This is a genomic window from Pseudomonas helleri, from assembly GCF_009600315.1.
In the GTDB taxonomy this organism is placed as follows: Bacteria; Pseudomonadota; Gammaproteobacteria; order Pseudomonadales; family Pseudomonadaceae; genus Aquipseudomonas; species Aquipseudomonas helleri_A.
Genome location: NZ_WIWC01000002.1, coordinates 88,470 through 102,158, shown reverse-complemented (window position 1 = coordinate 102,158; position 13,689 = coordinate 88,470). Strand labels below are relative to the sequence as shown.

The following is a 13,689-nucleotide window of genomic DNA, read 5'->3' as shown; positions in this document are numbered from 1 at the left end:
CTGTCGGAATGCCTGTGGACCGTAAAAAATCAGATCGCATCAAACTGATCCAACAAGCGCTGCAGGATCAGAAGGCCATTCATTTACGGGAAATGGCCGCCTTGCTGGACGTTTCGGAAATGACGCTGCGCCGCGATCTGGGCCGCTACCCGGACAAATTTCACCTGTTGGGCGGTCATATCACCCTGGCGTTCGATCCCAGCGAAACGGCGGAATACAAGCTCGCGGAACAAGGCACACGGCACGTCGAAGAAAAGCGCCGAATCGGTAAGCTCGCTGCGGCCTTTATCCAGCCCGGCGACACCGTGTTCTTCGATTGCGGCACCACCGTGCCTTTTGTCGTGGACTTCATTCCCGACGATCTGGAGTTCACGGCAGTGTGCAATTCGCTCAACGTCTTGCTCAAGCTTCAACAAAAACCCAATTGCAGCATCGTGTTGTGTGGCGGCACTTTTCACCGAAAAAATCAGGTATTCGAACACCGCGATGAAAGCAGCATCCTCGACAGCGTCCGCCTGACCTGGGCCTTCGTATCAGCCGCAGGCGTCAGCCAAACCCTGGGCGTGACCTGTTTTAACTTCAACGAAGTTGAGGTCAAACAGAAGGTCTTGCGCCAAGCCCAACACTGCATGCTGCTGGCCGACCACACCAAATTCGATGCCGTCAAAACAGCGCACTTCGCGACGCTGGAACAATTTCACGTGGTGGTCTCGGACAAGAAACTGCCCAAGACCTACCGCGATCTGATTCAAGCAAACGGGGCCAAGGTGGTGATTTAACCCTCCGCCCACTGCGCTTCCAGTCGGCGCATTTCGGCCGCCGACACGTAGCCCGTGGTCACGCTGAATACCGCGCGCTGCCCGGCGTCCAGCGTGCGTACATGGCCCTTGGCCTTTTCAGCCAAATACCCTTCCGGTTCGCAGGTGGCGGGCAGTACGAATGCCGCAACCTGTTGATCAGGGTTATGCAGAACCCAGCGCGCCGCGTGTTCAAACTGCTCGGGCTTGTAGCGCGTGTAAAAAGCCTCCCCGTGCGGATGCTTGAGCACAAAGTGCGCATCACCGTTGGCGTCAGCCTTCACGCCATCGAAAAAACACACGATTTCCGGGTCGTACAGGCTGGGGCTGTCCAGCGTCGACAAGCGCTCAGGCGCTTCGGTCAAGTCAGCCATATAGGCCGACCACGCAGGCGTGGGCTTTACATGGGCCGGCACACTGCTGCGCATGCGCGCACGTGCAACCCCCAACGGCTCGACGAATTGGCCCTGCTCCACATAGGCGTAATTCATGTGCGCCATGTACATCAGGTCCATCGGCTTGCCGGCAAGATTGCTCACGTCCATGCCGATATCGAACAGCGCCGTGCCCGCCCGCAACGTGACGCTGGGGCACGCGCGATAGTGGTCGCCAAAGCCTTGAACGTACTCGTACTCACCGCCCACCCGCAGAAACACACCCTTTGCATCCTCCCCCACTTCGAGCCAGGCTCGATCCATCGGCGCGCAGGGCATTTCGCCGTGGATCGGATGGTCGTCCTGCGGGGACGGGCAGCCGTTGCGCAGCACGCCGCTGTGAAACATAAAACAGCCGTACGTGCCCAGCACGGTAGGGCTGGGCCGAGGCTGGCTGAACATATTGCCCATGGTCAGATTGCAACCGTCGAACACTGCCGACCACACCATCTGCCCCTGATACGGCAGCACCACAACACGGCCACGATTGTTTTCCAGCGCCAACGCTTTCACACCCGAAGGATAGGTCCAGGCCAGTACGCGAAAATCAGCCGATTCCAGAAGCGTTTTTTCTGCGCCACTGAACTGCTCGGGATACAACGCCAACGTGACTTTCTTCGGCGACGAATTCATGAGGCCACCACTGCGCCGACCGGCAACGTTTCTGTGCGGGCATCACGCATGCATTTGAGCGCGTAGGCAACGATCACCACGAAGCACACCAAGGGCACGCTGTAGGCCAACTGCATGTTGCCGTGGGTGGCGTCAGACAACAGGCCCTGAAAGATCGGAATCACACCACCGCCGACGATGCTCATCACCAACAGGGAACCGCCAACCCCCGTGTCTTCGCCCAGACCATCAATGCTCAGGCCGTAGATGGTCGGCCAGCACGGACCCAGGAAAATACTCACGCCCACTGCGGCGTACACCGCCGTGATATTGGGCACCAGAATGGTGTAGGCCAGCAGCACGATGGTCAGCACGCCATAAATGGCAAGCACTTTGGCCGGGTGCATTTTGCGCATCATGAAGTTGGCAATCAGCTTGCCCACGAAATACGCAGCGAAGGTGGTGATCAAAAACCACGAGGCACTGCGCTCGTTCATGCCGCCCATTTGCATGGCCAGCCGAATAGTGAAGCTCCACACCCCCACCTGCGCGCCGACGTACAAAAACTGCGCCAGCACACCGAAGGTGAAGCGCGGGTTTCGCCACAACCGCGACAGGCTTTGGCCCAGGCTGCTGGTTTTCACGCGGTCTTTGACAATGCCTTTGCACGCCGGAAATTTGGTGATGGCGATCAGGATAAACATCAGCAACAGTACGGCGATCATCCACTTGTAGGGCAGCAAGGTGGACTGAATCATTTGCAACTGCTCAACCGCCGCGTCCGAGGCGCTCATTTGCGTCAATTGCTCGTGAGTGGCGTCCGTGTCCTTGAACATCACGAAGCTGCCGACATACACCCCGGCCATCGCGCCGAACGGGTGGAAGGTCTGGGAAATATTCAGACGACGCGTACCGGTTTCCCGTGGCCCCATCAGTGTGGAGTAGGTGTTGCAGGCGGTTTCGAGAAACGACAGGCCCGCGGCAATCACAAACAGCGCCAACAGGAACATGCCGTATTTTGCCGTGGCCGCCGCCGGGAAGAACAGCAGGCAGCCGCCCATGTACAGCAGCAGCCCGATCAAAATGGTGGTTTTGTAGCTGAAGCGTTTGACCACCATCGCTGCCGGAATCGCCAGAAAGAAGTAGCCCAGATAAAACGCTGACTGCACGAAAGCGGTTTCAAAATCGCTGAGCAAGAAAGCCTTTTTGAAGTGCGCGATCAGCACATCGTTCATGCCCGCAGCCGCTGCCCACATGGCAAAAATGCTGCACAACAGCAGGAACGCGAACCACGGCGTACGGTTGAGGTAGAAGCCATCCGGGGTTTGTTGGAGCGCGGATTTTGTCATTATTGTTCTCCGTGATCTGCGGGATGCCGCGTGCGCCCTTGTCAGTGCAGGGCTTCACGCAGCGGCTTAAAGTGAGGCTAAAAACTGCGCGAACGGGGCCGCGTCCGGGTAGGAGGTTTGCGTGCCCAGGCCCGTGACCGAAAACGCGGAATACGCCACGGCCAAGGTCATGGCGCGGCGGATGTCACCGTCCTGGCTCCAGTGATGGGCGAAGCAACCAATAAAGGCATCGCCCGCACCTGTGGTGTCACGCGCGGCGACGTTAAGGCCGTCGACCTGAAACTCGCCCTCCTCGCCCACATACAACGCGCCGTTGGCACCCAGGGTGACAATCACGTGACGTATGCCCTCTTCAACCAACTGACGCGCAGCAATGAGTGCTGATTGCGGCCCGTCTACCGGCAGGCCGGTGATCAGTGCCAGCTCGGTTTCGTTGGGGATAAAAAAATCCAGCTGCGACAAGTGTGCGTGGCTCAAACCCGCCACCGCAGGCGCAGGATTGAGCAGCACTTGAATGCCGTTACGCTTGGCAAAGTCGATGGCGTAGTAAACGGTGTCGAGGTCGATTTCGAGTTGCAGAACGATCAGCTTGCAGTCGCGCAAATCGCTTTGTGCGGCATCAATATCTGCTGGCTTGAGGTGAGCGTTGGCGCCTTTGATGATCAGAATGCTGTTGTGCGAATCGCACTTCACAAAAATCGGTGCCACACCGCTGGACACACCCGGCACCCGTTCGACATAGCGGGTATCAATGCCAAAGCGTTTGAAATTGGCCAGGGTGTTGTCAGCGAACATATCGTCGCCGACTTTGCTCAGCATCAGCACGTCAGCGCCCAATTTGGCAGCGGCAACGGCCTGATTGGCCCCCTTGCCGCCACAGCCCATGGCAAAGCCGGGGGCTTCAAGGGTTTCGCCCTGCTCAGGCATCCGGTCGATATAGGTGATCAAATCCACCATGTTGCTGCCAATGACCGCGATCTTGTTCATGAATGATTACCTTGTGAACGCCTCGATTCAGTAATCGTCGGCGCTATTATTTTTGTTATTTAAATAACATTTACTGTGACTATTCAATCTTTTTATTGCGCACACGACAAAGCGCACAATCAAAAATGGGCCAGACATCACTGTCTGGCCCATTGGGGGGGGGAAACAAACCTCGTAGCAGTTGCCGAAGGCTACGTCCGACGACGCAGTCGTCGTAAACGCGGGCCGCGCGTTCCAATAGACACCCCTCGTTCTCCGAATTTACGATCGCTGCGCAATCGGACGTCGCCTTCGGCAACTGCTACGCGAATCAAGCCACCTTTCGCAAGGCCGGCAGGCGCACCAGCGACCAGCCGGCTTCCGGCTCGGCCAAGGCCAGACGCTCGCCTTGTTCGGGCAGGGGCTGCAACAGTTTTGTGGCCAGATCACCGACCATCCAGTTAGGACTGTTGGACGCGATCACGCGGCCATCCACGGCGATCAATACGGCTTCGTGCTCAAGTCGCATCAAACTGCGAATCAACAGACGCTCGACATTGTGCAGCGATAAATCCAGCCCCGCCACGCCGATAAATCGACCGTCGACCACAATCGGCATGGTGAAGGTCAACACGTACATATTGGTTCCGTAGAGGTCGACGTAAGGGCCTTCTACACAACTTGACCCCGTGCTGCGCGGGCGACTGAACCAGGGCATGGCGGTGTAGTCGTAAAAATTCTCGCGGCGCTGGTCGAAGTTCGGGCGCAAGGGCATGGTTTTACCGCCATCCGCCAAATACCACCATTCCAGGTGCATCTCGCGATCCGCCAGACAACGCGGTTCAAGAATCACTCCGCCCCCACAGCCGAATGCGCCGGTGGCCAGCAGTTGCCGGTCTATGCCGGGGCGCAGTGTGGCCAGGTCTTTGGCCGTGGGTTGACGACCTTCCTCCAGGACTCGCGCCCAGAGGCTGCGAGTCTCGTCCACCAGTTGGCGAACCTGACTGAAGATCGTCTCCAGTGTGCTGTTGAGCTGCTGAATACAGGCACCAAGGGGAGCATTCTCACTCGCGGCGAACATGGCATTACCTCACGCAGGTTTTGGGCTTTCTTTTTATGGGTTACGGCGGTGTTTCTGACAGCTCTCTCTGAACATTCACGCAATTACCACGCCAGCTTCACGCAGTTTCATCACCTTCGGCCAGCAGTTCCAGACGCAAGCCGATCAGGCGTTTGATGCCACGCATGACATGCGCCTCGGCCAGCGCACCGGCCAATACCACGTCGTTATTGACCATCGCTTGCAGGATCGCCCGGTGCTCCTGTTCAACCAACGACACGTCCTTGCCGCCAATTGCATCCAACCACAGCAGCTCGCCCACTTCTGATTGCAGGCGCATTTCGGCGTTGGTCAGCCTCAAGGATTGCGCGGCGGCAGCCACTTCAATGTGAAAGCGTGCATCTGCCCGGTGCCGTGCCTGCCGCGTCTGAGCACTGTGCAAGGCGTCGATATGCTGAGCGATGCGGGCATGTTGCTCGGGCGAGCTGCGCTGCGCGGCCAAGCGGGCCGCGGTACCGGATATGGCCATGTGTTCATCGCCCAAATCACGCAAGTCCGGGCCGCTAATGTCTTTGAGACGCTGCAACAACAGGGCTTCGGGCAACTCCACCGGCGCACAGACAAAACTGCCGCCGTTGCGCCCGCGCCGGGTTTCAATCAAACCGCGCTGGCGCAGCACCACAAGGGCTTCACGCAAGGTGACGGTCGCGACCCCCAGTTGCAGTGCAAGCTCACTCTCGCTGGGCAGTTGCTGCCCTTCGGCGAACAAACCCAGTTCAATCGCTTCCACCAGCCGTCTCGCGACCTCATCGGTACGGCCTTCCTGGCGTAACCGGATAAAGGCGGTGCTGCGGGCTGTATTCAGGGCACTCATCGGTTCTCCACATTCCTCGTCTTGCAGGGTGACTGCCGCCCTTGTGGGGCAAAGAGGCATTTAAAGGTTCGGATTCGTATCTTATAGCGATTACTTACCCCCTGACAGGTGAAATATCAGCACAGCTTGCGCACGCCACAATCTTTAAGATATGTTTTCATATGTTTAAGGTGCCGCCTGCGTCGCCATGGGCATCTTTTCCTCTTTGCAACTCTCCACCCGCACGCTGACCAAGGGATACGCCATGCAAACCAAACTTCTGATCAACGGCCGACTGGTCGACGGCGAAGGCACTTGCCAACCCGTTTACAACCCGTCGCTGGGCACCGTGCTGGTGGACATTGCCGAAGCCAGCACACGCCAGGTCGAGGCCGCTGTCCTCGCCGCCGACAAAGCCTTTGAGGGCTGGGCACAAACCCCGCCCAAGGATCGCGCACAGCTGTTGCTCAAACTGGCCGACCGCATCGAGGAACAGGCACAAACACTGGCCCGTCTGGAGTCGCTCAACTGCGGCAAGCCCTATCAGGCTGCCCTGAATGACGAAATCCCCGCCATTGCGGATGTGTTTCGCTTCTTCGCCGGCGCCAGCCGCTGCATGTCCGGTTCGGCGGGAGGGGAATATCTGCCGGGGCACACCTCGATGATTCGCCGTGACCCACTGGGCGTTGTGGCCTCCATCGCACCCTGGAATTACCCGCTGATGATGGTCGCCTGGAAGCTTGCACCGGCACTGGCCGCCGGTAACTGCGTGGTGCTCAAGCCGTCAGAACAAACCCCGCTCAGCGCCTTGAAGCTGGCTGAAATCATTGCCGAGTTGTTCCCCGCAGGCGTGGTCAACATTCTGTTTGGCCGCGGGCCAAGCGTTGGCGAGCCACTGGTCACTCACCCCAAGGTGCGACTGGTGTCCCTCACCGGTTCAGTGGCCACCGGCGCGCGCATCATCGGCGCCACCGCCAGCAGCGTAAAACGCACCCATATGGAATTGGGCGGCAAAGCGCCCGTGCTGATTTTTAACGATGCCGACATCGACGCCGCCGTCGAAGGCATCCGTGCGTTCGGCTTTTACAACGCAGGGCAAGACTGCACCGCCGCCTGCCGCCTGTATGTGCAAGAAGGGGTTTACGCGCAATTCGTTGAAAAACTGGGGATAGCCGTGGCCAGCATTCGCCACGGTTTGCAGGACGATCCTGACACCGAACTCGGCCCGTTGATTACCCGCGATCATCTGGAACGGGTCGCAGGCTTTGTCGAGCGGGCCAAGGCGCAGCCGCATATCCGCGTCATCACCGGCGGCAACCGCGTCGAAGGGCCGGGCTTTTTCTTTGAGCCTACGGTGCTGGCCGACGCACGCCAGGATGATGAAATCGTGCAGCGCGAAGTCTTTGGCCCCGTGGTGACGATCACCTCGTTTACGGACGAAGCCCAAGCTCTGGCCTACGCCAACGACTCGGATTACGGCCTGGCCTCTTCGGTCTGGACACAGGATGTGGGCCGCGCCAACCGCCTAGCCTCGCGCCTGCAATACGGCTGCACCTGGGTGAATACGCACTTCATGCTCGTCAGCGAAATGCCCCACGGCGGCATGAAACACTCCGGCTACGGCAAGGACATGTCCATGTACGGGCTGGAAGACTACACCTGCGTACGCCATGTGATGTTCAAACACTGATTCGCACCTGATACGAGCACGCGGCCCGTTAACGCACCTTTTAGGGGCGCTGATTGACCGCCGTGCCCGGACAAAACGGCCAATCGTGAGCCTAAAAGTTAAAACATATAAAACAAGATGAAATATGGCATAGGTTCTGCTTTGTAGTTCCCATGAAGCTGAATCGGCCGTCCTTTGTTACCGAACGGCACCGTGGCGGTAACGTATCAAGAGGTGTGTAACCATGCTTATCACCGGCATTAAAAGCCGCCCCGTCTATGACGTGCTGCACCCCATGACGGGCGGCCTGCGCCACCTGATCGCAGGTCAGGGCAGCGGCGGCACGGCCATGCTACGGCTGATTGAAGAAATGACTCCGAGCCAGCGCCAGAACTGCACGCTGCTCTACTCCACCGAATCGTTTTCCGGGCACAACCACCTCAGCGCGCTGCAACACTGTGCCGCTGACGATCTGCATGTGTTTGCCAGCAATCAGGCGCTGCTCAAAGCCTTGCACACTTGGCTGGGCAACGCACATATGGGCACCCGCCTGTACCTCAGCGGTTCGGAGAGCTTCATCGGCACGGCGATGCAAGCCGCCAACGCGGTGGACCTGAACCGCGACGAAGTGTTGCGCGAACACAGCGGCACTCTGGTGCGCCGTGTCTGGTGCGTGCACTGCGACACCTACACCGAAAACGTCACTCAACGCCTGTTCACCTGCCCCGGCTGCCAGCTCAATCTGGTGGTACGTGATCATTATTCACGCCGTCTGGCGGCGTTTCAGGGCATCAAGGCCGATGGCGAAGTACCGGGCGAACTGCCCCCTGCCGAGGAGCTGGACACATGAGTACCCATAACGGAACCCTTAGCGTACGGGTGGCTCGCATTGAAGCCATGACCCCGGAAATCACCCGCTTCACGTTAGTCGACCCGGAGGGCAAACACCTGCCGGCGTTTTCCGGTGGCAGCCATGTGGTGGTGCTGGTGCCCAAAGGCGAGAAAACCCTGCGCAATGCCTACTCGCTGATGAACTCGCCCTATGACTCCAGCGCCTACCAGATCGCTGTACGCCGGGTCAGCGAAGGTCGCGGCGGTTCGCGCTACCTGCATGACCAGTTGAACGAAGGCGACCTGATCCAGATCCTGCAACCGGCCAACCTGTTCCCGCTGGCCAAACATGCGCGCCAGCATGTGTTTATCGCGGGCGGGGTGGGCATCACCCCGGTCTATTCGCAGCTCGAAGAACTGCTGCTTAAACAGGCCGATTTCGAACTGCATCTGGCGGTGCGTGGCCCGGAGCACACGGCACTGGGCCACGAATTAAAAGCGCGCTACGGCGACAAGGTCACGCTGTATGTGCCGGGCGAAGGCCCACGCATGAACATTCGCCAGATCCTCGCCGACCGCCCATTGGGCAGCCACGTGTATGCGTGCGGCCCCGACAGCATGATCGACGACACACTGGCCAGCGCCCGCGCACTGGGCTGGACCGACAGCCATGTGCACTTCGAGCGCTTCGTCGAACAAGGCTCCAATGGTCAGCCGTTCACCGTCACCCTGGCGCGCCAAGGCGTGACGCTGGAAGTGCCGCCCGATCAATCGCTGCTGGAAGCGGCCGAACAGGCCGGTTACGCCGTGCCGTACCTGTGCCGTGGCGGTGCCTGCGGTTACTGCGAAACCGAAGTGCTGGAGCTGGAAGGCGAACTGGACCATCGCGATGACTGGCTCAGCGAAGAAGACAAACTCAGCCAGCGCAAATTCATGCCGTGCGTATCTCGCGCCACGTGTAGCCGTCTGGTCGTTGACCTCTAATTCAGGAACAAAAAGATGACTGCTTTCAAGCCAATCGAAACCTACTCCGGCGACTACACCTACTGCAACAGCCGCGAGGCGATCACGCGCCTGCCCTTCCCGTACCCGGAAGACCAGTACATGTACTCGATGAACGTCGAACCCCATGTGCCGTTCGGCGAAGGCGCCCTGCGCGCCCAGTTCGACATCGACGAACATTACATCTCCGAATGCCATCACCGCGCCCAGACGCTGGAGAACGAACCCGGTGTTCACTACGCCGCGTTGCCGCACATGATGGAAGCCCAGTGGGATTTGCTGGAGTTGCTGATGGAGTCGTACTCGCGCGACTTCCCCGAGCACTTCACGCTGGAGAAGAACGGCAGCCAGTGGCACTGGATCAACCGCCCGCTGCAAATCAACCAGACCTTCACCTTCGGTGACACCAGCACCTTGCCGATGGAGCCAATGGAGTACATCACCCGTCAGGCCCAGGGCGAATTCATCCTGCTCGAAGAACGCGACGAAACCCTGATCATGGGTGCAGGCATGGCCACTCAGCGAGCGGACTACTCGTTGCGTTTCAATCTGGGCATGAGCTTTATGGAGTTTCATGGCCCGGTGCCAAAACTGCATGAAATGGGCATCCTGCAACGCGCCTTGAAGTTCCTGCTGCGCCTGCAACCCGGTCACCCAGTGCGCCGCACCAACTGGTCGATCACGGTGAATCCGCGCCTTGAAACCTCGGCCGAAACCTTGCCGGACTGGGCGCCTGATCGCACCATCGTAACCGCCGAAAACGCCGGTGAACTGGTCAACCTGCGGGTCGAACTGCAACCGCTGCACCGCCTGCCGCGCAGCAACGCCGTGTTGTTCCCGGTGCGCACCTATCTGGTGAGCCTCGCGCAATTGGCCGAGTTCGCCCCGCAATGGGCCAAACGCATGCACCGGGTGATCCGCGATCTGGATCAGGAACTGGTGGACTACAAAGGCTTCACCCGTTACCGCGATGCCATGGTGACGTGGCTGTCGCAGTACGACGACGGCACGCCAGTGGACGAAAGCCAGCAATAACGTTTGAGCCTGTAGCGCGCCTGTTCAGGCGCGCTTTTTTCTAATCCCAGGGATCACCCCATGAAAACAATACAAAACGTCCTGCCCGAGAGCTGGAGTCTGGTGTTCTCCGCCGCAGGTTCGGCCTACGGCGTCGGTCTGCTTGGCCTGTGGGCGCTGCCCTTTTTGATCAGTGCGATCATCCATGACCTCGATTTGAATGAGGCCCACGCCGGCATCCTGATGTCGGCCGAATTTATCTTCACCATGCTGGCGTCCTTGCTGGTCGCCCCGTTTATGGGCCGTGCGCCGCGCCGCACGCTGGCCATTGCGGGCACCGTACTGGCCATCGTCGCCAACCTGATCAGCGCCAGCATGACTGACCTTTACGCGCTTGCAGCCGTGCGCTGTATTGCCGGTATCGGTGCCGGTCTGGCCTTGGCCTGCGGCAACGCGTGCGTCGCCAGCGCCAAACAACCTGACCGGATTGCCGGGCACATGAACGTGCTGTCGGTGCTGCTGATGATTGTGGTGATGCTCGGTTACGCCAAGGTCATGGCCGCCTACGGCCTGCCGGGGCTGTATTACGCCATGGCGGGCACTATGGCAGTGATGCTGCTGGCCATTCCGTTTATGCCTCAGCACGCGCCGAAGGAGCTGATCGAACCACGCCTGCACAGCCTCAAACCTGCGGGCAATGTGCTGCTGAGCCTGCCCGCCATTTGCATGATGCTCGCCATGTTTGTGTTTCAGGCCCGCGACACCATGGGCTGGGCTTTTGTCGAGCGCATCGGCACGATGGTCGGCTACAGCGGCGAAGAAGTCGGCATTCTGCTGTCCTTCCAGTCCTTTGTTGGCTTGATCGGCCCGCTGTTGGCGGCATTGATCGGCAAGCGCTTTGGCCTCAGCACTCCAGTGATTCTGGCCATCCTGCTGACCGGCGGCACCAGCCTGAGCTACGTGCTGGGCGAGCACTCGAAAATGCTCTACACCGTCGGCGTGATGACCATCTGCATCACCTACTTCTATGCCTTGAGCTACCTCACGGCACTGGCCGCCGCGCTGGATCGCGAAGGCCGTGTGGTCGCTGCCGCCAGCAGCTTCCTGAGCCTGGGTCTGGCCGTTGGCCCGGCCATTTCCGGCGGGCTGATTTCCCTCGGCGGCTTGACCCTGGCCGCGTGGGGCATCGCCGTCACCGTGCTACTGACCTTGCTGCTGGTGATTGTGCCGCTGAACAGCATTCGTCGTGAACAGGCGTCACCCAACCTCGGTCTGGCACCTCAACCGGCGGTTTAAAACTTGATGCCCACACTCAGCGCCATAAAGTCGCGGTCGCTGAGTGTGCTGTACCGCCCACCAAAGAAATTGGTGTACGACAGACTGCTGGTGTAGGTGTTCTGGTAGTCGGCATCAACGCCCACGCTGACCGCCTTGCGGCCTTCTTCAAAGGTGTTTTCCGGGCCGGGCGAATAACCGCTGACATCATGGGACCACGCCAGGTTGGGCTTGAGACGCAGACCGGGATACACATGGTTGTATTCCCACACGGCACGGGCGCGATAACCCCAGGAATTGGCCGTGGTAAACCCGTCATTGCCCGCCGAACCAAACACCGGATCACGCCCGTAACGCACAGCGGAAGTCCCTTCCAGCCCGGCCACATGAGTCACGCCCACTTCGCCTGTCAGGGTCAAACGGTCTGCGCCCATGCCATTGTCGAAGGTGTGCGCCAGCGAGGTCTGAAACTGGCTGACCTCCTTGCGCCGAAACCCTTGTATGTCCGCACCGGGGGTCACGCTCAAGGGGGAGGCATCCGCCAGCCCCGGCAGCAACGTGACATTGGCGTAGAGCAGATCATTGCTGTTGAGCTGCACCGGCGCATTGGGCCGATAACTCAACTCGCCTTTCCAGCGCGTACCTGTGGATAACGTCGTGGCGAAGCTCAACCCGTATAACCGAATGTCTTCGGGGTATTCGACGTAATAGCTGGAATTGCCCGCCACTATCATCGGCGCCAGCGCGCCCGCCCCGGCTGCGGTGTTATAAGCCGACTGTGACGCCGCCTGCCCGCTGAGAATAGGGTCGCGGCTGTGATAGTTCATAAAGAAGGCGCCGAACTCAGTGTCCAAAGGCTCGAACACGTAATGCATGGCCACACCAAACTGCCCGCCGTTGCGCGCATCACGGTCCGCGCCACGGCGCACCAATACACCCTCCTCGTTGACCTCGACACCTGCCGACGTCAGGGCAGACAACTGCGCCACGTCCAGTGCCGAACGTTTACTCATCACCCGATAATTGCCGCTACAGCCGTCCGCCATCACGTCTGACTGCGAGAAAAACGTGCCGCAGTTGTCCGTCTCGGACTGTTCCCAATCCAGTTGATAAAAGGCTTCGGCAGAGAGGTTGTCGGTGAGGTTTTGCGACAGATAAAACAGATTGACCGGCACCAGCCCGTCTTTGTACTCCGTACCCGGACGGCGATAAGCCGACACATCGGTGGGGTTGATCGCATTGATCCCGCCGCCGATAAACGCGGCCTCGCCCCAATTGACCACTTGCTTGCCCAAACGCACGGCCCCGGGCTGATCGGCAATGGCGTAATTGTGATACACAAAAGCGTCGAGCCACTGAGCGCCCGCCGATTGCGCGGAGGCTTTACGGCCACGGTCGCTGATCGGCTTGAAGGGACGGCTGTCGTCTTGCAGCTCGAAGTCGTACCAATACTTGCCCCGCACATACACACCGCTGTCGCCGTACTTCAACTCCAGCGCGTGCATACCGGTGAACAGCTTGGAGAAGGTTTCGCCGCGCTTGAAGTTCAACCGCCCGTCATCGGAGATTTGCGACTGCCCCTTGCCGCCATTATTGGCGCCGATCAGGTTGTGATCCGCCTTGGCGGTGGACCAACTGGCGCCGATGGACAGCTCCGAATCGAGCTGGGCCTCGACTTCACCGATATTGAAACTCAAACCCCAGGCAGGCCCGGCAAAGGTCGAAACGAGGCTGACTGCCAGTGGCAGCTTGGCTCGGCGCCAAAACCGATTGACTGAGGACATCGACACATCTCCGTGGGCACGCACAATTAGCCCGCAAGGATGA

At 59.4% G+C, this 13,689-nt stretch carries 12 protein-coding genes; 6 read left to right on the top strand and 6 right to left on the bottom strand.

Going from position 1 to position 13,689, the window contains the following annotated elements:
- Positions 1-8: 8 nt before the first annotated feature.
- Positions 9-779, top strand: a complete 771-nt coding sequence (gene deoR / locus GHN86_RS01765; protein WP_153379051.1) for a DNA-binding transcriptional repressor DeoR — start codon at positions 9-11, stop codon at positions 777-779.
- Here deoR and GHN86_RS01760 read toward each other — a convergent pair.
- The 5 genes from GHN86_RS01760 to GHN86_RS01740 all read right to left on the bottom strand — a co-directional run bounded on the left by GHN86_RS01760 (position 776) and on the right by GHN86_RS01740 (position 6,092).
- Positions 776-1,864 carry an aldose 1-epimerase family protein gene (locus tag GHN86_RS01760; RefSeq protein WP_153379052.1) on the bottom strand — a complete coding sequence of 363 codons (1,089 nt, stop codon included), beginning with the start codon at positions 1,862-1,864 and terminating at the stop codon, positions 776-778. The two genes, deoR and GHN86_RS01760, sit on opposite strands and share 4 nt — an antisense overlap.
- Positions 1,861-3,192 carry an L-fucose:H+ symporter permease gene (gene fucP / locus GHN86_RS01755; RefSeq protein ID WP_153379053.1) on the bottom strand — a complete coding sequence of 444 codons (1,332 nt, stop codon included), beginning with the start codon at positions 3,190-3,192 and terminating at the stop codon, positions 1,861-1,863. Before fucP ends, GHN86_RS01760 begins: the two co-directional genes overlap by 4 nt.
- A gap of 66 nt (positions 3,193-3,258) precedes the next feature.
- Positions 3,259-4,179, bottom strand: coding sequence for a ribokinase (rbsK, locus tag GHN86_RS01750; RefSeq protein ID WP_153379054.1), 921 nt, complete (start codon positions 4,177-4,179; stop codon positions 3,259-3,261).
- Positions 4,180-4,489: 310 nt separating this feature from the next.
- A complete protein-coding gene (locus GHN86_RS01745; protein WP_153379055.1) occupies positions 4,490-5,239 on the bottom strand; it encodes a cache domain-containing protein in 750 nt (249 codons plus the stop codon).
- A gap of 97 nt (positions 5,240-5,336) precedes the next feature.
- On the bottom strand, positions 5,337-6,092 hold the full coding sequence (locus GHN86_RS01740; RefSeq protein WP_153379056.1) for a FadR/GntR family transcriptional regulator: 756 nt from the start codon (positions 6,090-6,092) through the stop codon (positions 5,337-5,339).
- 244 nt (positions 6,093-6,336) lie between these two features.
- Between GHN86_RS01740 and GHN86_RS01735 the strand changes: the two genes are divergently transcribed.
- The 5 genes from GHN86_RS01735 to GHN86_RS01715 all read left to right on the top strand — a co-directional run bounded on the left by GHN86_RS01735 (position 6,337) and on the right by GHN86_RS01715 (position 11,883).
- The gene (locus tag GHN86_RS01735) at positions 6,337-7,761 is read left to right on the top strand and encodes a gamma-aminobutyraldehyde dehydrogenase (RefSeq protein WP_153386028.1); all 1,425 of its coding nucleotides are present in this window, start codon (positions 6,337-6,339) and stop codon (positions 7,759-7,761) included.
- Between the two features lie 223 nt (positions 7,762-7,984).
- A complete protein-coding gene (locus tag GHN86_RS01730; protein WP_153379058.1) occupies positions 7,985-8,590 on the top strand; it encodes a dimethylamine monooxygenase subunit DmmA family protein in 606 nt (201 codons plus the stop codon).
- Positions 8,587-9,555 carry a PDR/VanB family oxidoreductase gene (locus GHN86_RS01725; RefSeq protein WP_153379059.1) on the top strand — a complete coding sequence of 323 codons (969 nt, stop codon included), beginning with the start codon at positions 8,587-8,589 and terminating at the stop codon, positions 9,553-9,555. The genes GHN86_RS01730 and GHN86_RS01725 overlap by 4 nt, the downstream gene beginning before the upstream one ends.
- Positions 9,556-9,570: 15 nt before the next feature.
- Complete coding sequence (locus GHN86_RS01720; RefSeq protein WP_153379060.1) at positions 9,571-10,608, top strand: heme-dependent oxidative N-demethylase family protein; 1,038 nt, start codon at positions 9,571-9,573, stop codon at positions 10,606-10,608.
- 60 nt (positions 10,609-10,668) lie between these two features.
- Complete coding sequence (locus tag GHN86_RS01715) at positions 10,669-11,883, top strand: MFS transporter (RefSeq protein WP_153379061.1); 1,215 nt, start codon at positions 10,669-10,671, stop codon at positions 11,881-11,883.
- Here the strand turns inward: GHN86_RS01715 and GHN86_RS01710 are convergent.
- Positions 11,880-13,646: a DUF1302 domain-containing protein gene (locus GHN86_RS01710; RefSeq protein WP_153379062.1), complete on the bottom strand. Its 1,767-nt coding sequence runs from the start codon at positions 13,644-13,646 to the stop codon at positions 11,880-11,882. The two genes, GHN86_RS01715 and GHN86_RS01710, sit on opposite strands and share 4 nt — an antisense overlap.
- Positions 13,647-13,689 lie beyond the last annotated feature (43 nt).

What these genes read in the sequence shown, in the direction of transcription:
- GHN86_RS01745 (WP_153379055.1), bottom strand. Translation starts at nt 5,239, where the DNA reads ATGTTCGCCGCGAGTGAGAATGCTCCCCTTGGTGCCTGTATTCAGCAG.
- GHN86_RS01720 (WP_153379060.1), top strand. Translation starts at nt 9,571, where the DNA reads ATGACTGCTTTCAAGCCAATCGAAACCTACTCCGGCGACTACACCTAC.
- GHN86_RS01740 (WP_153379056.1), bottom strand. Translation starts at nt 6,092, where the DNA reads ATGAGTGCCCTGAATACAGCCCGCAGCACCGCCTTTATCCGGTTACGC.
- GHN86_RS01735 (WP_153386028.1), top strand. Translation starts at nt 6,337, where the DNA reads ATGCAAACCAAACTTCTGATCAACGGCCGACTGGTCGACGGCGAAGGC.
- GHN86_RS01710 (WP_153379062.1), bottom strand. Translation starts at nt 13,646, where the DNA reads ATGTCCTCAGTCAATCGGTTTTGGCGCCGAGCCAAGCTGCCACTGGCA.
- GHN86_RS01760 (WP_153379052.1), bottom strand. Translation starts at nt 1,864, where the DNA reads ATGAATTCGTCGCCGAAGAAAGTCACGTTGGCGTTGTATCCCGAGCAG.
- fucP (WP_153379053.1), bottom strand. Translation starts at nt 3,192, where the DNA reads ATGACAAAATCCGCGCTCCAACAAACCCCGGATGGCTTCTACCTCAAC.
- GHN86_RS01725 (WP_153379059.1), top strand. Translation starts at nt 8,587, where the DNA reads ATGAGTACCCATAACGGAACCCTTAGCGTACGGGTGGCTCGCATTGAA.
- GHN86_RS01730 (WP_153379058.1), top strand. Translation starts at nt 7,985, where the DNA reads ATGCTTATCACCGGCATTAAAAGCCGCCCCGTCTATGACGTGCTGCAC.
- deoR (WP_153379051.1), top strand. Translation starts at nt 9, where the DNA reads ATGCCTGTGGACCGTAAAAAATCAGATCGCATCAAACTGATCCAACAA.
- GHN86_RS01715 (WP_153379061.1), top strand. Translation starts at nt 10,669, where the DNA reads ATGAAAACAATACAAAACGTCCTGCCCGAGAGCTGGAGTCTGGTGTTC.
- rbsK (WP_153379054.1), bottom strand. Translation starts at nt 4,179, where the DNA reads ATGAACAAGATCGCGGTCATTGGCAGCAACATGGTGGATTTGATCACC.